At 35.9% G+C, this 19,103-nt stretch carries 16 protein-coding genes and 3 tRNA genes; 5 read left to right on the top strand and 14 right to left on the bottom strand.

Annotated elements, in window-relative coordinates; all coding sequences use genetic code 11:
* Positions 1-4 precede the first annotated feature (4 nt).
* From BN358_RS13665 to BN358_RS13640, 6 genes are all read right to left on the bottom strand, one after another.
* Positions 5-973 (bottom strand): ABC transporter permease, encoded by a 969-nt coding sequence (locus tag BN358_RS13665; protein ID WP_019229201.1) that lies wholly within the window; start codon positions 971-973, stop codon positions 5-7.
* Positions 973-1,914, bottom strand: a complete 942-nt coding sequence (locus BN358_RS13660; protein WP_019229200.1) for an ABC transporter permease — start codon at positions 1,912-1,914, stop codon at positions 973-975. Before BN358_RS13660 ends, BN358_RS13665 begins: the two co-directional genes overlap by 1 nt.
* A 74-nt stretch (positions 1,915-1,988) precedes the next feature.
* Positions 1,989-3,890, bottom strand: a complete 1,902-nt coding sequence (locus BN358_RS13655) for a peptide ABC transporter substrate-binding protein (protein ID WP_019229199.1) — start codon at positions 3,888-3,890, stop codon at positions 1,989-1,991.
* Positions 3,891-3,967: 77 nt separating this feature from the next.
* A tRNA-Arg gene (locus BN358_RS13650) sits at positions 3,968-4,044 on the bottom strand.
* Positions 4,045-4,339: 295 nt separating this feature from the next.
* Positions 4,340-5,500 carry a D-alanyl-D-alanine carboxypeptidase family protein gene (locus BN358_RS13645; RefSeq protein ID WP_019229198.1) on the bottom strand — a complete coding sequence of 387 codons (1,161 nt, stop codon included), beginning with the start codon at positions 5,498-5,500 and terminating at the stop codon, positions 4,340-4,342.
* A gap of 153 nt (positions 5,501-5,653) precedes the next feature.
* Entirely contained in the window at positions 5,654-6,592 is a 939-nt protein-coding gene (locus BN358_RS13640; protein WP_019229197.1) for an alpha/beta fold hydrolase, read from the bottom strand.
* A 232-nt stretch (positions 6,593-6,824) separates the two neighbouring features.
* Here BN358_RS13640 and rsgA point away from each other — a divergent pair, with 232 nt between their 5' ends.
* Positions 6,825-7,901 carry a ribosome small subunit-dependent GTPase A gene (gene rsgA, locus BN358_RS13635; RefSeq protein ID WP_019229196.1) on the top strand — a complete coding sequence of 359 codons (1,077 nt, stop codon included), beginning with the start codon at positions 6,825-6,827 and terminating at the stop codon, positions 7,899-7,901.
* Positions 7,902-7,985: 84 nt separating this feature from the next.
* On the opposite strand, the gene BN358_RS13630 is transcribed toward rsgA, so the two are convergent.
* The 3 genes from BN358_RS13630 to BN358_RS13620 all read right to left on the bottom strand — a co-directional run bounded on the left by BN358_RS13630 (position 7,986) and on the right by BN358_RS13620 (position 10,023).
* Positions 7,986-8,819: a deoxyribonuclease IV gene (locus BN358_RS13630; protein WP_019229195.1), complete on the bottom strand. Its 834-nt coding sequence runs from the start codon at positions 8,817-8,819 to the stop codon at positions 7,986-7,988.
* Positions 8,820-8,978: 159 nt separating this feature from the next.
* Positions 8,979-9,395 carry a VOC family protein gene (locus BN358_RS13625; RefSeq protein ID WP_019229194.1) on the bottom strand — a complete coding sequence of 139 codons (417 nt, stop codon included), beginning with the start codon at positions 9,393-9,395 and terminating at the stop codon, positions 8,979-8,981.
* A gap of 79 nt (positions 9,396-9,474) precedes the next feature.
* Positions 9,475-10,023, bottom strand: a complete 549-nt coding sequence (locus BN358_RS13620) for a gamma carbonic anhydrase family protein (RefSeq protein WP_019229193.1) — start codon at positions 10,021-10,023, stop codon at positions 9,475-9,477.
* Positions 10,024-10,167: 144 nt separating this feature from the next.
* On the opposite strand from BN358_RS13620, the gene BN358_RS13615 reads away from it, so the two are divergent.
* On the top strand, positions 10,168-10,755 hold the full coding sequence (locus BN358_RS13615; protein ID WP_019229192.1) for a hypothetical protein: 588 nt from the start codon (positions 10,168-10,170) through the stop codon (positions 10,753-10,755).
* Between the two features lies 1 nt (position 10,756).
* Here BN358_RS13615 and BN358_RS13610 read toward each other — a convergent pair whose 3' ends face one another.
* The 3 genes from BN358_RS13610 to BN358_RS13600 all read right to left on the bottom strand — a co-directional run bounded on the left by BN358_RS13610 (position 10,757) and on the right by BN358_RS13600 (position 13,344).
* Positions 10,757-11,308, bottom strand: coding sequence for a prolyl-tRNA synthetase associated domain-containing protein (locus BN358_RS13610; protein ID WP_019229191.1), 552 nt, complete (start codon positions 11,306-11,308; stop codon positions 10,757-10,759).
* Positions 11,305-12,576, bottom strand: coding sequence for a serine--tRNA ligase (gene serS / locus BN358_RS13605; RefSeq protein ID WP_019229190.1), 1,272 nt, complete (start codon positions 12,574-12,576; stop codon positions 11,305-11,307). Before serS ends, BN358_RS13610 begins: the two co-directional genes overlap by 4 nt.
* Positions 12,577-12,789: 213 nt before the next feature.
* Positions 12,790-13,344 carry a helix-turn-helix domain-containing protein gene (locus BN358_RS13600; RefSeq protein WP_019229189.1) on the bottom strand — a complete coding sequence of 185 codons (555 nt, stop codon included), beginning with the start codon at positions 13,342-13,344 and terminating at the stop codon, positions 12,790-12,792.
* A gap of 307 nt (positions 13,345-13,651) precedes the next feature.
* Here BN358_RS13600 and BN358_RS13595 point away from each other — a divergent pair, with 307 nt between their 5' ends.
* Positions 13,652-15,886: a UvrD-helicase domain-containing protein gene (locus tag BN358_RS13595; protein ID WP_019229188.1), complete on the top strand. Its 2,235-nt coding sequence runs from the start codon at positions 13,652-13,654 to the stop codon at positions 15,884-15,886.
* 80 nt (positions 15,887-15,966) lie between these two features.
* A tRNA-Gly gene (locus BN358_RS13590) sits at positions 15,967-16,037 on the top strand.
* 34 nt (positions 16,038-16,071) lie between these two features.
* Here the strand turns inward: BN358_RS13590 and BN358_RS13585 are convergent.
* Positions 16,072-18,369, bottom strand: coding sequence for a PAS domain-containing sensor histidine kinase (locus BN358_RS13585; RefSeq protein ID WP_019229187.1), 2,298 nt, complete (start codon positions 18,367-18,369; stop codon positions 16,072-16,074).
* 152 nt (positions 18,370-18,521) lie between these two features.
* Positions 18,522-18,594 (bottom strand) — tRNA-Thr (locus BN358_RS13580).
* A 158-nt stretch (positions 18,595-18,752) separates the two neighbouring features.
* Here BN358_RS13580 and BN358_RS13575 point away from each other — a divergent pair.
* Positions 18,753-19,076 (top strand): hypothetical protein, encoded by a 324-nt coding sequence (locus BN358_RS13575; protein WP_019229186.1) that lies wholly within the window; start codon positions 18,753-18,755, stop codon positions 19,074-19,076.
* Positions 19,077-19,103 lie beyond the last annotated feature (27 nt).

The following is a 19,103-nucleotide window of genomic DNA, read 5'->3' as shown; positions in this document are numbered from 1 at the left end:
CCTCCTACACATGATTTCTGGGGTCAGCAGAATCTGCAAACACATTTCCGATTACATAAAATGATACTGTTACAAGTGATATTACAGCAGCAGGGAAAAACAGCTGATACCTTGAACTTGGAACCATCATCAGAGCCCTTCCTTCATTGATGAGGTTTCCCAGTGAAGGTATATCAAGAGGAAGTCCCATTCCTATATAAGAAAGGAATACTTCATTACCTATGGCTGCAGGTATGGCCAGTGCCATTCTAAGCATTATAACAGAAACAAGGTACGGAAGGAGGTTTTTGGTTATTATCCTCTTTGTAGGAGTACCAAGACATCTTGATGCCAGGTTGTATTCTCTGTCTCTTATGATTATTATGAGATTGCGCACAAATCTTGCCATCTGTAGCCATCCGGTCATACACATTGCAAAAATTATTGTAGGAATACTTGGTTTCATAATATATGTTAAAATTATCAACACAACCGTTGTGGGTATGTTGTCCCACACGTTGTAAATTTCAGTTATTATGGCATCAAGTTTTCTTACATAACCCCAAAGAGCTCCTATGGTGATGCCAACAATTGCTTCAAACAATCCAACGGCAAAACCTATGAAAATTGATGTCCTTGTTCCGCTCCAAACCCTGGACCACAAATCCTGACCTATGGAATTAGAGCCAAACAAGAACTCCTCTCCCGGCGGAACATTCCGATATTGCAATCCTGTAGCAGGATCTATATATATTTGTGTAGGGCTTTTTTGATTTGGTAAATACGGCTGTAACAAAGTGAACACTACAATAACCGCCACTATTATCAAAAATGCCACTGCTGCTTTATTCTTCATGAATACCTGCAGTGTCGATCTCCAGAAAGAATAATTTGAATATCCGGTCAGTTCAGATTTTGATTCATCATATTCAGCAAATTCAAACATTGAAGGATCTATGTTGTCTGCCAGTTTCTTAATTGTCTTGCTGCCCATTATCTTGATCCTCCTTCACCGCTTAATTTAATCCTTGGGTCAAATGATGCCATGAGAATATCTCCAAGCATCAAACCTATTATTCCTATTGAAGAGTACAACAAAGACAACGCCTGTACCAATGTGTTGTCCTGTCTTTGAATTGCAGTTACCAGCAATCCCCCTGTTCCCGGAATTGAAAACAATGATTCAACGTAAATGGAACCGGCCACTGTGTAAAGTATGGATGCCGGAAGATATTGAGCCATTGGAACAAAAGCATTTCTCATTACGTGTCTAACCATAATTTCCTTGTTTCTTAAACCTTTTGCCCTTGCCAGTCTTACATAATCTTTGTTTAATTCATCAACCATGTATCGTCTTATCCACATTGCATAATATGCTATGTTTACAAGTGATAAGCACATTACAGGAAGTATCCAGCTCTTTGGGTCATTTTTATCAAACAGCAGCGGCAATTTAAACCACTGTGTGAAAAATACCTGTATGAGAAGATAATATATTACTGCAGGAACTGCATTAGCTCCCACAACGTAGCCTGTTCCCAGTTTGTCCCAAAATTTCCCTTTAAACCTTGCCATGAGGATACCCAGACTTAATCCAAGCACCAATGAAACAATGAGTGATGCCAAACCAAACTTCAGGGAAATCATGAGCTTTTCTCCCAATATATCAGAAATTTGAGCCTTGGGCCTGTATGTTATGGACTGACCAAAATCTCCTTTCAGCACATCTGTGTAAAAGTCTTTCAGCTGTATGTACCATGGATCTAAAAGCCCGAGATTTTCAAGCTTAGCCATTTTTTGTGCTTCATCAAGCTTATCATAGTTAGAACCGAAGTATCCTTCAACAGGCATTAAGCGCATCAGCAAAAACACAACCGTAACAACTATTATCAATGTAACAAATGATCTAAACAGCCTGCTTATATAATATTTCATGCGTTGCCTCTCCTTCTGCATTTTTTTGTTGCTAAAATAAATCAGGGGCTAGATAGCCCCCAATCCATTACAGTTTATTTTGCTGCATCTTTTATAGCTGCATCACGTGCTGCCTGCCATTCTGTTTGAGCTGCGTTGAATTCTTCTGTATTTAATGGTTTAGCCAATAGTCTTTGTCCTTTCCACCTGTTAGAGGAAATTCCAAATGCAGAGTAAGGAGTTTCAAAAGGATGAACCTGTGATGCAACGTAACCATCACCACCGCTTACGTTGTATGGAATTACAAATGCGTTGTCAACAAGCATTGCTTCAGCATTTGCAAACAGTTCATAACGTTTTGTCAAATCAGTGTATTCCGTCTTAGCTTCATTTACTAAAGCTTCATATGCATCAAAGAAATTCTTTCCATCAGCAGTAACTTCAGTTGTATACTCTGGGAAGTTGTAATTTCCTTCTCTTCTGAATGGGTCTGTATATGTCTGTGGATCTGCATAGTCAGGACCCCAATTGCATTTCATTATTGCATAGTTTCCTGCACGTCTTGTTCCATCAAGGAATCCTGTAGGAGCATGAGGAAGCAGTGTTATTTCAATAAAGTCTGAACCAAGCAATGTTTCAAGCTGTTGTTTAACAACCTGAGCTTCATTAGCCCATGAAGTTGAGTTTGTGTTGTACGGCATCAATACTTTAATTGGGAATGTAGCACCGGATGCAGTCAATTCTTCCTTAGCCTTGTCCCTTAAAGCTACAGCTTCTTTTTCGTTGAAGAATTCTCTTGCTGTAACTGCTGCTAAATTTCCTGTCTGAGTAAAGTCTACACCATTTTGTGATGCAAAGTTTGGAGGTGTTATAGTGTTTATTATTCTGTATTCTGGATTGTATGGATCTTCAGTCTTCATGGAAGCAATTCTGTTGAATCCTGCAACTACAGCTTTTCTGAAATTGGAGTTATTAACTGCCAGTTTCCAGTTTTCTGGTTCATATTCAGCATCAAATGTAGGTTTAAAGTTAAATGCGTAGAAATATGTGTATGTTCCTAATCTGCTAGGTCTTACCTGATCCTTAAGAACAGGGTCTTTCATCCATTCATCAAGACTTGCAGGAGGAATTATAACATCTGATATTTCTCCACGTTTGTACATTTCACCTGCCAGTGCAGTTGCTTCTTTGTTGTATTTGTAGTTAAGTTCTGTTATGAATATATTTGCAGCATCCCAGTATGTTGGATTCTTTTTAAGAATTCTCTGCATCTGAGGTTCAAATTCTGACAATAAATATGATCCGTTGTAAAGAAGAGCAGAGTTTGATGTTCCAAACATATCTGCCATTTCATCAAGGAATGGTCCGTATGCAGGGAAGAAACAAACATATGTAAGCATTGATTCAAAATATGGTATTGGTTCTTTCAATGTATAAACCAATGTATAATCATCTTCTGCCTTAACTCCTACCTGGGCAAAATCTGTAATTTCTTTATTAAAGTATGCTTCAGCGTTTTTAATTACACTGTAGAAAATATTTGCTGTTTCTGACTCATTTGCAGGATCTAAAAGATACTGCGCAGCACTTACAAAATCGTTCGCTGTTGTTTCAGCAACTTCATTTCCTTCATAGTCAACCCATTTTACGCCTTTTCTCAAATGGAATGTCCATGTGAGTCCGTCATCTGATGATTCCCATGATTCTGCCAAAGCAGGCTGGATTATTCCATACATGTCGTAGTCAACCAATGTATCAACCAGGTTTGCTGCCAGAGCAAAGTCAACATTTGTTGCAGTGGTCAAATAGTTTATGCTTGTTACTTCTTCAGCATAAACAGTCTTGTAAACCTGTTCTTCTGCATATTTACCGCCTTCTGTAATGTCTGCAGGTTGTTCAGATGCTGCAGGTTCTTTGGCAGGCTCTGTTGTTGTTCCGCTTGAACAAGCTGTCAGTATCATTGTCAATACTAACATTAAAGATAATATTTTTTTCATTTTTCCCTCCTCAAAATTATAAATAAATTGGCTTCAGCCAATATATTACAGCATACGTTTTCATAACGAAATAAAAATGGTGCACCTGAGAGGAATCGAACCCCCGGCACATGCCTTAGGAGGGCACTGCTCTATCCTACTGAGCTACAGATGCACATTTATTTATCTATTATTGAATATTACACTAATTTTTGATTTTTGTCAATACGCTTATTGGGTAATCGGTCTTGTGAATTTTATAATTATGCTTTTCGCGCTTTATTTAAAAAATTCTTTAAAGCGTTTATTATTAGTTATATTATGAAATTTCAACGTACGACATATTTTCACATTTTTTTCGGAGTTTTGTTGCAGAAATAATTATGCAAACGTTATTTTTAATTAATTGAAATATAATCATTATGCTGAATACATTTACGTTTTATGACTCAGCATAATGATTTTTTATCTTATTCAAACAAAGAGCTGAAAAACCTTAAAATCCTCACAAAGATATTTGTTTTTTCAATATTTTCATTTACTGTTGCATCAACTTGTCCTACTTCCTCATCATTTACAAGTATGCTTATGGTTCCAATCTTGTCGCCCTTCGATAAAGGAGCCTTCACTTCCTGGTTGTAAGTTATTTTAGTTCTTACTGTGTCTTCCTTGTTAACAAGTTTTGAGTAGTCCTGAGCAGGAAATATGTCAACTTTTCCTAATTTTGAATTTGTAATATAAACACTGTCTATGGACTGCGATGTATCAGCCAGCTTTTCCATAGTGAAGTTATTTTTGCCGTATTCAAGAAGTGTTTTTGTTTTTTCAAGCCTTTCTTCGGCAGTTGCGCTGCCCATGAGAATTGCTACAAGCCTGTAGTCCTGTCCGTTGCCTGTTACCGGCATTGTAGACACCAGACACAAACCTGCCTTGTCCGTATAACCTGTCTTAAGACCGTCAGCACCTTCAACTATTCCAAGTATGGGATTTGTTGCTGTCTTGCTGAAATTTCTTTCCGGTACAACAAGCTGAGGCTCTTTTGTTACTTCCAGCATTTGTGGATATGTCAGAAGTATGTGCCTTACAAGTTTGTAAATGTCTGAAACTGACATGTGGTTCTGACCTGTTTCATTGTCATCAATTGGAAGGCCATGAGGATTTACAAAGCTTGCAGATAAAAGACCTAGCTCTGAGGCTTTGGAATTCATCATAATTACAAAATTGTCCTCTGTTTTTCCCACATGCTCTGCAATAGCAGTTGCACAGTCATTGCCGGACACTATGAGCATACCTTTCACAAGTAGGCTCAACTTGACTGTTTCGCCGGACAATATTCCAAAGTTGCTTCCTTCAGTGGCAGCAGCATGTCCACTTATTACAACATCGTCATCAAAGGATATCTCCCCTTTTGATACTGCATCCATCATGACAAGGTATGTCATTATCTTTGTGACACTGGCCATGGCCAGCTGTTCATTTATATTGTATTCATATAAAACTTCACCAGTTTCCAGATCACCCAGCAACGCACCCTTTATATTTTCATTAATATTAATTTCGCCAAATGCAATTGTATTGGTGAGCATAATAATAACAAGGCAAAGCGAAAGCAGTTTTCTGATATTTTTCATTTGTTTCCTCCAATCTGTAATATATCAATTATATAATAGATAAAGAAGAAATGCATTATTAAATTTGAAAAACTTGCTGTCAATTATTAACTCTAGTCCAATACCCGTAGTCATTGAACTTTATTTCCACGGAAATAATAGCGCTGCAATAAATTACTTAAATTTTGCAATTCTTAAAATCCACTTTTCAATATCACGGTACACAATGTCTCGGTCTGTTTCATTCAATATTTCATGCCTGTCATCTTCATATATTTTTATGTCCAGGTTTTTCATTCCCATTGCCTTAAATTCATCATAAACCTTCTTCACACCTTTACTGAAATTTCCCACAGGATCATTTGCTCCGGACAAGAAAATCACAGGAAGTTCCTTGTTCATATTATGAAGATTATTCTTGTTATACAAACTTTCCATTCCTTTGAACATGTTATAAAATGCATTCAAAGTGAAAACAAAATCAATTCTTTTATCCTTTATATAATCATCCACTCTTTTTTCATCCTTGCTTAGCCAGTCCACTCTTGTCCTGGCAGGTTCAAACCTTTTATTGTTATTACCTATGGCAAGTTTATTTACAAAGCTGCTTCTGTACCTCCAACCCTTGAATAAAGCTATTATTCTTGTAATAATAATTCCTGACTTCAAAAGTGCATAAGGCTGATTTCCTGTTCCCATTATTATGGCTCCATGAAGTCCTTCATTGTAAATTGTTATATATTGTCTCAAAAGAAATGAGCCCATGCTGTGCCCTAAGAAGAAATATGGCTTATCTTTAAATTCAGTTTCTATAATCTTTCTAAGCTCATGCATATCCTCTATGACAGTTTTGTTTCCGTTGTCCCGGCAAAAATATCCTCTGTTTTCTTCATTGATAAGTGAATATCCATGGCCTAAGTGATCATTGCCTGCTACAAGTATACCATTTGCAGCAAGGTAACTGGCAAATTCGTTATACCTGTCCATGTGCTCAAGCATTCCATGGGAAATCTGAAGAATTCCTTTTACTTCTCCATCCGGAATCCACTTTAACCCATGAATTTTTGTTGATTTATCTGACGAGTCATAATAAAATTCTTCTTTTTTAACCATATTTACCTGCCTTCATATATTATTTGTATTAATAATATTGGTATTTTGCAAAATAGTCAATATCATGAACATTGTCATTGAAATAACTGTTATAATAATATAGAATGAAAATACAAATCTTGGAACTCGAAAGGAGTGTTGCATTATGTTAATTGTAAATTATGAAGTAAACAGCAATCCGGAGGTATATAAATACTAAGATATGCCTCCATTTAAAAACAGGAGGATTTAATTGAACATAATTGATATGAAAGAATATGGCCTCAATGAAAGGTTTATGAATGAGGCAGGCTTATATGAGGGTCTTGCTGCAGGAAGGATAATTTCCCAATTCAAAGACCTGTACAAGGCTGTCACTGAAGACGGCGAAATAACGGCACAGGTGTCAGGCAAATTCAGGTATAACGCAACAACCATTTCGGATTTTCCAGCTGTAGGTGATTTTGTCATGCTTGATAAAAAAGATATGGATGGAAATTCTATTATACACCATGTTCTCACCAGAAAAAGCGCATTCGTAAGGAAAGCTTCCGGAACAGGCAACGATGAGCAGATTGTTGCAGCCAACATAGATACGGTTTTTATATGCATGTCCTTAAACAACGATTTTAACTTGAGGAGGCTTGAGCGCTACATTGGAATAGGCTGGGACAGCGGAGCAGTTCCTGTTGTTGTTCTTACAAAAGCAGATCTTTGTAAAAATCTTGATGAAAGACTTTCTGAGCTTGAAGAAGTGTGTCTGGGGTTGGATGTTATAATTACATCCAGCATGAGCGAAGACGGATATTTATCCGTTACAAAATATATCGAACATAGCAAGACAGTTGCTTTCATTGGTTCTTCAGGAGTAGGAAAAACAACATTGATCAACAGACTTTTAGGTGAAGATGTCTATGAAACAAATGGACTTCGCAATGACGATAAAGGAAGGCACACCACAACAAGAAGAGAGCTCATAATGCTTCCTGGAAGAGGTGTTGTAATTGATACTCCGGGCATGAGAGAACTTGGCATTGAAAGTGCCGACCTGGAAAAGACTTTTTCCGACATTGATGCATTGTCAGAAGACTGCAGGTTCAGTGACTGCACCCACACAAATGAACCAGGATGTGCCGTGAAAAATGCAATTGAAAATGGAAGTTTGTCAGAAGAAAGGCTTTTAAGCTATCATAAGCTAAAAAAAGAAGCTGGATATGAAGGCTTGAATTCAAGGCAGATTGAAACAAAAAAAATAAATGAAATGTTCAAAAGTGTAGGGGGCATGAAAAATGCCCGCAAAATCATAAAAGAAAAAAATAAAAACAAATAATTGTCAACAAGTTTTAAAAGTTTTATAAAAGTTGTCAACAATTCATTGAGTTATGAACAAGGAAAGCAAAACTTTCCTTGTTTTTTAATGCTTATAAAGCTCTTTTAACTTTTTAATTTCCTCCCCATGGCCATCCAGCTCATTTGGAGTTTCAAGGAAGAAAGGAAGATCATATAAATTTGGATGGTTGATTATCCTTGAAATTGCTTCTATTCCTAAACTCCCCTCTCCTATGGTTTCATGTCGGTCCTTATGGCTGTTGAATGGATTTTTGCTGTCATTAAGGTGAATGGCATAAAGATTTTCAAGCCCAATAATTTTGTCAAACTCATCTAGAACACCATCCAGGTCATTGACAATGTCATACCCTGCATCATATACGTGACATGTATCAAGACATACCCCTATTTTTTCTCTTAACTCAATGTTATCCATAATGAGTTTCAATTCTTCAAATGTACTTCCTATTTCAGTTCCCTTTCCTGCCATGGTTTCAAGCAGCACAACAGTAGTCTGCTCAGCCTTAAGAACTTTGTTCAACAGATCAGTTATGTACCTTACTCCTTCATCTATACCCTGCTTTAAGTGGCTTCCCGGATGAAAGTTATAATAATTGTACGGAATGTATTCCATTCTTTTCAAATCATCCTCAAGCACTTCTGCAGCAAACTCCCTTGTATTTTCATCTGCCGAGCAAATATTCAATGTGTACGGCGCATGTCCTATGAGCTTTCCAAAGTTATTTTCTTTAAGCAACTTTCTTAATTTTTCAGCATCAAGTGGATCAATATCCTTTGCCTTGCTTCCTCTGGGATTACGTGTGAAAAACTGAAATGTGTTGGCTCCGATTTTCAGAGCATCTTTTCCCATTGCTTCATATCCGCCAGAGACAGATAAATGACATCCTATTTTAAACATTTTTCCTCCAATTAAAAAGTTGCTCCGCAACTCCGCTAGGGGGACCTATGTCCCCCGACCGCGCAAAAATACGTATTTTTTGCTGAGCAATCCCCGTTTTTAATATACGAGGAAAGAGAACTTTTCTCGTATATTAAAAGCCGCATTGCTGCGGCTATGTTATTGCTCTGTGCAGCTGAACAGCCATGGCACTCCATACTTGTCGGTCAGCGAGCCGTACAACTTGCTCCAGAATGTTTGCTGCAAATCCATTTCAACTGTCCCTCCACCTTTCATCTTGTCAAACCATGTTCTGATTTTTTCCGTGTCGCTTTCCAGAATTGCTATATTAATGTTGTTGCCTGTTTTAAATGGCATTCCCGGAAATGTATCAGAAAACATTATTTTCATGCCGCTTATGTTTAGATAAGTGTGCATGATTAAATTTTCCGCTTCCTTTGGAAGGGGGTTTTCCGGATTTTGCGGACCTTCTTTAAAAGTCATTACTTCATTTTTTTCAACATTAAAAACATCTGCGTAAAAATCAACTGCTTCTCTGCAATTTCCGTTAAAATTCAAATATAAACTTACAGCCATAATTTCTCCTTTACAATTTATATTTATGATTATCATATACCAAAAAATTATTACTCTAATCATATATATTTGTAAAAAATTATATTATTTGTTCTCCCTTGTAAGTTTCTCCACCGGCATTTGGCATAATGCCATATTTTTCAGACCATAATGTCTTGTATTTAACTGCCTGCGAATGAATTTTATCTGTTTCTTCAGAAATAGTCCTCATAATTTTAGCTGGAACTCCTGCTACAAGTGAAAACGGCGGTACAACCTGGTTTTCCTTGACAACTGCTCCTGCTGCAACAATGCTTCCTCTTCCTATGACAGCATTGTTCAATACAATGGCTCCCATTCCAATGAGGCAGTGGTCTTCAATTGTGCAGCCGTGAATTATTGCTCTGTGTCCTACAGTGACAAAATCCCCGATTACAGTAGAGCAGTCATCTGCAACATGGACTACGCTTCCGTCTTGAATATTTGTATACTTTCCTATCTTAATGCTGTTTACATCCCCTCGTGCAACGCAGTTGTACCAGAGACTTGAGTATTCCTCCATTGTGACAGCCCCTATTACATAAGATCCGTCAGCTATGTATGTTTTTTCGTCAATAGTAGGCATTATGCCTGCAAATTCTTTAATCATATTAACACCTTTCTAATTTATTGTTGCTTACAATTTTACTAAAATTATAATTACATTACCATATTATGATAATTTGTCAATGAGTTTAGATAAAAAAAAACCTTATTGCATATAATAAATTAAGACTGACTCTAAAGGAGAATTATGTACAACAAATACAGCACCAGCGCACTTCTTGCAACATTAATTTTTGAAGCAGTAATCATTTATACAGGAGCAAAAAGCTATATGGCCGGGCAGGAGGAAATTTTCAAGCTGTCCATTGCTGCTGTTTTTTGCCTGTTAGTTCCCTTTCTTTTAAACCATGTTGCAAACAAGAAAAAGTTAACTTTGCCTAAGAGTTTTCAGATGATTTTTTCCCTCTTTATATTTTCAGCCCTATATCTTGGAGAAATAAACAAATTTTACAGCAAATTCTGGTGGTTTGATCTGTTTCTTCACTTTGTGTCCGGATGGTATGCTGTTGTTTCATTTCTTTTTCTCATTAAGAAATCAATCAAAAATGAACAAGGGACATCCCACAAAAGGTTTGAGTTTATTAAATCCATAAGCGCCTTTTCCTTTTCTGTTTCACTGGGAACATTGTGGGAAATGTATGAATTTTCCGGAGATTATTTGTTTGGTACGGAAATGGTGAAAGGAGGTCTTGATGATACTGCAACAGACCTCTTGATTATGATTGCTGCTGCAGCTGCTACCTCTATTTATTATTACTTTAAAAACAGAAAATAATTTATAGTTCAACAACCTTGTATTCATGTCCAGTATACGGCAGGAAAATATTGAGTATGTCTGTTGTTTTAACTTTTATGGATGATGTATTTATTAATGGGTGGCATCCAAAATATTCCTGCTCAGCAGTTTCCTTGTCTATAACCAAGCTGACTTCCACTTGTTTATCGTTCATAAGACCTAAAACGCTCACTGAACCAGGTGTAATATTTAAAAGTTTTTCCATGTGCTCTCCTTCAGCAAAGGAAAGCCTGGAGCTTCCTATTTGTTTTGAAAGATTTTTTGTGAGAAACTTTTTGTCTCCAGGCATAAGCAGCAAGTAAAACTTGGACTTTGATGCATTGCACAAAAATAAATTTTTACATATTCTTGTTCCAAGAACATCCTCAACGTTTTTTAAGTCCTCTATGGATGAGGCTTCTCCATGATCGACCCTCTCAAAATGTATGCCAAGTTCTTCAAGAACTCCGTATGCTTCCATTTCTTTCTCTAATCTTCCTGTAGGGTCAGGCCTTGTGGAGTAAAGTGTTTTGTCTATGTAAATTTCGCTCATTTAATTCTTTCCATTCCTCTCATGTAAGGCCTTAAGACTTCCGGTATTGTCACAGTGCCGTCTTCATTCTGGTAGTTTTCAAGTACTGCTGCAAATGTCCTTCCCACAGCCAGTCCTGAACCGTTGAGTGTGTGAATGTACTCAACTTTTTTGTTGTCACTTCTCCTGTATCTTATGTTTGCACGTCTGGCCTGAAAATCTTCAAAGTTGGAGCATGAGGAAATTTCAACATAACGACCGTAGCTGGGCATCCATACTTCCAGGTCATAAGTCTTGGCTGAACTAAATCCCAGGTCACCGGTGCAAAGTTCAACAACCCTGTAGGGGAGTTTTAATTCTTTAAGAATATCTTCAGCAAAAATTGTTAGTATTTCAAGCTGACTGTAGGAATCCTCAGGAGTTGAATACATGACCATTTCAACCTTGTCAAACTGATGGTTTCTTATGAGTCCTCTTGTATCCCTTCCGGCTGAACCTGCTTCAGCCCTGAAGCATGGGGTGTATGCAGTCATGTACATGGGTAATTTTGCTCCGTCAAGCACTTCATCTCTGAAAATGTTTGTTACCGGAACTTCAGCTGTTGGTATGAGATAGTAATCTTTGCTTTTTAACTTGAACATGTCATCTTCAAATTTGGGAAGCTGTCCTGTACCTATCATGCTTTCTTTGTTTACCATGAAAGGTGGTGCAATTTCTGTGAACCCATGATCAACAGTGTGCTTGTCAAGCATGTAGGATATTATTGATCTTTCAAGGAGTGCCCCTAATCCTTTGAACATTGAAAAACGCGGTCCTGTTATTTTAACAGCCCTTTCGAAATCAAGAATATTCAATTTTGTTCCAATGTCCCAGTGAGCCATGGGCTCAAAATCAAAATTTCTGCTCTCGCCCCATCGCCTTACTTCCATGTTGTCTCTATCAGTCTTTCCTACTGCAATTTGAGAGTTAGGTACATTAGGAATTTTTAATAGCTCTTCTTCAATTTTTATATCAAGACATTTGATTTCATCATCAATTATTCTTATTCTATCAGCAATATCCTTCATTTCCTTCAATGTGCCTGAAACATCTAAACCTTGTTTTTTCATGGAAGGAACCTGCTTAGACACCTTGTTCTGCTCTGATTTCATGTTTTCTGATTCTACCAGCCTTTTTCTTCTTTCAGTGTCAAGTTCAAGTAAACAGCCAATGCTCAGATTTGGATTTCTTCTTTTCAAAAGACTTTCAACTTCTTCATGATTATATCTGATTCTTTTGATGTCTAACATTTAATACCTCCATAGAACAAATACTCTACTGTTTTTCCTATTATATAAAAAAATCCCGTCTCATAGAGACGAGAGATACTCGCGGTGCACTCAAAATTATACCCCTAATGATTAAAATTAATGACCTAGATATCTGACTACATCTGTATCTTTAATAAATCATTCCGTCATCACAATTGGATAATACCGCAGTAGTTAAAATTTGTCAAGATTTTAGTGGACTGCCGGTGTTAATATGCAAAGCGCTTCTGCTTCTTCATCATAATTGTTGTGAATCATGTGTCCGTTGTTTTCCGGAACACATATGCTGTCCCCCTTTGACACTGTATACACCTTTTCCCCTACTTTGCAGTCAATTTTTCCTTTGAAAACATAAATGTATTCTTTTGCATCATTAATAATTTTGTTTTCGCTAACTGAGGTTTTAGGTTTAAGCTTGAATAAAAAGGCTTCCATACCTGCATTTTTCTCACCCTTATTTGTCACAGGAGTAATATATTCAAGTTCAATGTTTATATTTCCGAATTTCACTTTTGTTCTTTCATCTTCATGCATCTTAACCACGTTGGCATCACTGTCTTCCATAAACAGAACAGACAACGGAATGTCAAGCGCCTGGGACAACCTCTTCAATACCGACAGCGAAGGAGAAATCAAATCTCTTTCTATTTGCGAAATATAGCCTGAGGTTACATCAATTTTCTCAGACAACTCCACTATTGTTAAATTTTTGCTCTTTCTGATATTCCTAATCTTTTCTCCAATCAATTTAGTACCCTCGTCATTGTAATACTGTTACAACCATTATACACCAAAAAATTTGTATGTCACGTAAATGTTTTAATAAATATTAAAATTTTCCTAACAAACTATATAATACAAGAAGCTTTTTCAACTATTTCACTTAAGCATTATTTGTTAATATTTGCGCACTATAGCAGCATAAAACAACTTTTTATATTTAACAAGTACTTTTAATTTTTTCTTTTCATATAATGCACAATATGATATAATTATCTATTAAATATTTATTTTAATTAATTAATATTTGTGCGGTTTTAAAAGGGGAAATAATATGATTGAATATAACGACAAATACTTAGAAGAAATTCAATACCTTGAAGAAATAATAAACTTATTGAAATATAAATTGGACATTGAAACAAGCAATCTTGAGGAACAGAAGATAGATCTTATTGCTGCGAGAAAAGAAATGTGGGAAAACACAACCCATTCATCAGCGGATTTTGACAAACTTTCAGACCTAAACCAATATTTAAGCGCCTTACAGGCACAAACTTTCACATATACGGAACTGGCCAAGAGAATCTCCAAGTATGAAAAGATGCTCGACAGCCCTTATTTTGCAAGGATTGATTTCACTGAGCATGGCTATGATGACACAGATAAAATATATATAGGACTTTTCAACTTGATGGATGAAGAAACCCATGACATAAAAGTCTATGATTGGCGTGCTCCAATTTCAAGCGTATATTACAGAAATGAACTAGGTCCTGTGGAATACAAAGCTCCTGCCGGAATAATCAAAGGAACAATTACTCTAAAAAGACAGTACAAAATAACAAAAGGTGAAATGGAATATTTTTTCGACAGCAACATCAACATACTTGATGAAATGCTCATGGAAGCACTGTCACAAAACATGACTTCCAAAATGAAAACAATTGTTGAAACTATTCAAAAGCAACAGGACCTTATAATAAGAGACCTGGAAAATGATCTTCTTGTTGTTCAAGGAGTGGCTGGAAGCGGAAAATCATCTGTTGCGCTGCACAGAATAGCATTTTTAATGTATCAGGGACTTAATTACAAGTTAAGCGCCAACAACATCATCGTAATTTCACCTAATCCCCTGTTTTCAAAGTATATCTCCAATGTTCTTCCAGAGTTAGGAGAAGACAACATCAACGAATTCACATTTGAAAACATCTTCTCTAAACTTTATGAAAGCAGACTGTCTGTTAAAACTAAAAGCGAAAACTTTGAAAATATAATATGTGCTGCTACAGAAGAAGAACGAAACTTCTTAAGGTCTTACAACGAGTTCAAGGGATCTAAAACTTTTAAGGAAATATTGGACCGTTTTGTGTATTATTTTGAGCACAAAATGATAAAATTTGAAGATGTGTATTTCAACGGTGAAGTTCTAGAAACAAAACAGCTTTTAAAGTCGTTCTTATTAAGCGGAAAGCTCAATATGCCAACTGTAAAAAAACTAAAAATAATGGAAAACAGAATTATAGAAAAACTCCACGAAAGGAAATTGTCAAGACGAAGCAAAATTGAAAAGGCTGTTGTGAAGCTGAACCAACATGAATTTGAATCCAAATCATTTACGAGAATGTTGGCTGCCAAAGAAACTGCTTCTTTTATTAAAAATTTGCACAATTTCACGGAATTTGACTGTTTTGAACTTTACAAGACACTTTTTGAAAACCGCAAAATTTTCAATGCAGTATCAAAAGGACTGATTCTTCCTGAAAATATTGAAAAAATAATTGATTACACAAATCAAAACCTTCAGGACAGGTACAATATTCCCTATGCAGACGGTATGGGTCTTGTTTATCTTAAGATAAAAGCTGAAGGTTGTGACTTGTTCAGAGACATCAAACAAGTTGTGGTTGATGAGGCGCAGGATTATTACCCCATTCATTACCACATCTTAAAAAATCTATACAGAGATGCGCGTTTCACTGTGGTTGGCGATGTAAATCAGTCCGTTGAAAAGAAAAGCGACGTTTCAATTTATGATGATATAATTGAAATATTCGGTTTTGAAAAAAACAACAAAGTATTTTTGAACAAGAGCTACAGAAGCTCTTATGAAATAAGCAAGTTCAGCTCAAAACTCCTTGAGGAAGGTACGTATACTGAGTACTTCAAAAGAAATGAGGAAGAACCTGAAATCGTTCAGTGCAAAACAACAGATGAGCTTGACAACAAGCTTATTAAAGATATTGAAAATTATAAATCACAGGGATTAAACACAGTGGCTATAATCTGCAAGAACAGAAAGACTGCAGCCGATTTATATTTCAGAATAGCAGGGCGCACAAAGGTTAAGCTTGTAGATTACCTCGAAGAACAAAGCATAACAGGTACAATCATAGTTCCCGTATACCTTGCAAAAGGACTTGAATTCGATGCTGTTATGGTTTACGGAACCGAAAACAAAACTTACAATACAGATTATGACAAGAAGCTTCTTTACATTGCTTGTACAAGAGCCCTTCACAGGCTGTCGCTGTACTACACAGGAAAAATAACCAGGTATTTAAAGTAGACAAAAGCCGCTATGCGGCTTTTGTTATTATAACTCTTGATTTTTAGTTAATATTGTCATATAATTTAAATGATTAGTTTGCGGGTGTAGCTTAGTGGCAGAGTTCCGGCTTCCCAAGCCGGCTGTGTGGGTTCGATTCCCATCACCCGCTCTTGCAGAAAATGTGCTGTTATAACAGCACATTTTTATATTGAATATATATCCGAAAATTCTATGTTTATTTTTTCAGATTTGTTATCCATGAACATGATAAAATTCTTATTTTCTGTTTCATCGATTAGTCTTGCCGGAAGAATTATTTTAAATGTACTTCCTTCTCCCAACTTGCTTTCCACTCTTATTTCACCTCCATGCATTTCCACCAGTGATTTGACCAGAGCCAAACCAATGCCGCTGCCTTCTGCATTTCTTGAAAGTGTCTTGTCTATCTGATGGAACCTTTCAAATATCACATTCAGATATTCTTTTTCCATTCCAACTCCATTGTCTTTGATATCTATCTCAACACAATCTCCTTCATCCTGCACAGTTACTGTTATTTCATTGCTTTTATCGGAAAATTTAATTGCATTTGACATGAGATTTAAGATGATTCTTTCAATTTTATATGAATCCACTGCCATTATCTTTTCTTCTGTATTGGTGTCGAAAATGACACTCAGCCCCTTACCTTCAATATAATGATATATTGATTGCACAATGTCTTCAACAAGTTCTACAATATTCACATTTTGAAGATTTAAATCCAGATGACCTGACTCAATTTTAGACAGGTCCACTATGTTATTCACAAGTTTAGTAAGCCTGTAGCAGTTTTGTTTGATTATTTTCATATTTCTTTCAAATGATCCCTTGTTTTTTTCATTCAAACCTTCCGACAGCTGCATGCTCATGAGCTGGTTTGCGCTGAAAATTACATTCAATGGAGTTTTAAGCTCATGGGTTATATTTATAAAAAATTCTTCTTCCATTTCTAATGATTTTTTTGCCAGATTTCTTTCAGTAACTTCATTTGTTACATCAATGCACATTACTGCAAGTTCTGCAACTTCATTGTTTAACTTGAAAACAGGTTGAAAAATAACCCTGTAATGCTTTTCTTCCCCGGAAATTGAAAGCTGTTTTGTATATGAATAATTGAACATTTTATTGCTCATTCTTGACTCATCATTGAGCACCTTCATAAGATGGTCGATGTTAACGGACTTTTCATCAAAGCACTCATATATACTTTTCCCGGCAATATCATTCATGTGAGGCAACTCAGGAAATACTTCCTTTAAAATTTCATAAAACATTCTGTTTATACCAACTACCCTCAACACTGGATAAGATACCCTCAGAAAACCCATATTCATGCTGTTTATAATGCTGTTCAACGTATCATACTGAGTCTGGAAATATAGATTTTCTTCATATTTTACCCTTTCTGTGACATCACTGAGCAACACTATGGACTTTTCAATATTTCCGCTCTCATCATATATGGGTGCCCCATTAGCATTGAAATGATGCTCTCCATAAGGTCCTTTACTTGAAAAAATAAAATTCTTAACTACCTCACCATTTTGTATTCGCGGCAGGGGCATTTTATCAAGTTTTATTTCCTTGCCATCCAGATCAAAGTATTTTGTGTGAACAAGTGTGTCTCCAAGTTTTTTAACTGAATCTGACTTATATATGATTTCCTTGGCCTTTTTATTCATTTTTACATAGTTGCCTTCATTATCTATTATAAACAGCCCATCTGACATATTTTCAAAAATTGCTTCTAACTGCTTGTTTTTTTGTTCTATTTCTTTCCTCTGAACTACTCTCTTAGTAACTTCCAAAATAGACATCAAAATATATTTATTTTCATTTCCATCAGGCATAGTAACCAGTGATATGTTCCAGAAGGATGTTCCCCTTTTCATGTTAAATACTTCGTATTCTTCTTCAAAATAAGGCATGCCGGTAGAAATAACTATGTTAAAGAAGTCTTGCATTTTACTGTTTTCAAAATCCGGCACAATCTCACTTATCTTTTTCCCTATAATTGTTTCTATATTGTTGTAAGGTTCGTCCAACGTCTTGATAAATTCTTCATTTACCTTAAGAACTCTCAAATCGGGGCAACTCATTACAATAAAACCGGTGTTTTTATCTGTGCTGAGCTTTTCAATTACGCTGAAGCTTTTGTTGAACATATAGCCTTTTTCTGTTTCGAAAATATACAGACTTTTCTCTTTTTCCAAATCTATGCATCTTATGGCTACTTCAATAGGTTCAAGCAACTTACTAAATATATATGAACATACACTTTTATTTTTGAAATCATGTCCCAACTGGAAATCAGTTTTTAATTTTTTTTCTATATGCTTGATTGAACATCCTGTAATTTCTTCATTGCAATATCCAGTAAGTGATGTAAATTCGGCGCTGGTTTCCATAACAATGCCTTCTCTTACCAACAAAAACGGCTTGCTTGAAAAATTCTTCATTTCTGCATAATCACCCCTTGTCTGATAGTTTATATTATTATAGCACACAATACTTAAGTATATTTTTCTTTTCTGTTAAGTTTCTATTAAAAATACATTAGTACAAAATAAAAAAAGATGCCAAAAGACATCCTGCATAACAATATGTATAAAGCTGCCGACGGGAATCGAACCCACGACCTACGCATTACGAGTGCGTCGCTCTACCTGCTGAGCCACGGCAGCACATATATATAATTTAATACTTTTTGAAAGATTTGTAAACATTAATTTCAAATATTTGGGTATTATTCATTTTGGTATTTCCTAGGAAATAATGTCGTAACACCTCGAAATTTGATTCATATATTATAGTAAATAAATTAAAATAAAGGAGAGTCAAAATGGACAAAAATAAAAAAAATAACATTCAAAATGAGAATGGTATAAATGATAACATTGAACCTGACATGAATAACAACAGCATGTATTATATGGATAATATGAATAATATGAACAACAATGTTTATTCTAACCGTTATAACAATGGTAGATATGACAGCAACTGGCGTCTTGATAACTATTATGATTATAACAGAAGAAATGACAGGCGTTATGACAGAGATTATTATGATAGAATGAGATACTATCAATATCCTTACTGCGACAGATACGGCAGGTGTGAAAACCCTATATGGTGGATGTTCTGGCCGTTATTCTTCCTATAAAAGTGAAACAAAAAATATACTTACTTT

The organism is Sedimentibacter sp. B4 (assembly GCF_000309315.1).
Lineage (GTDB): Bacteria > Bacillota > Clostridia > Tissierellales > Sedimentibacteraceae > Sedimentibacter > Sedimentibacter saalensis.
Note: the sequence above shows the minus strand (reverse complement) of the source record. Positions and strands in the feature narration are given on the sequence as shown.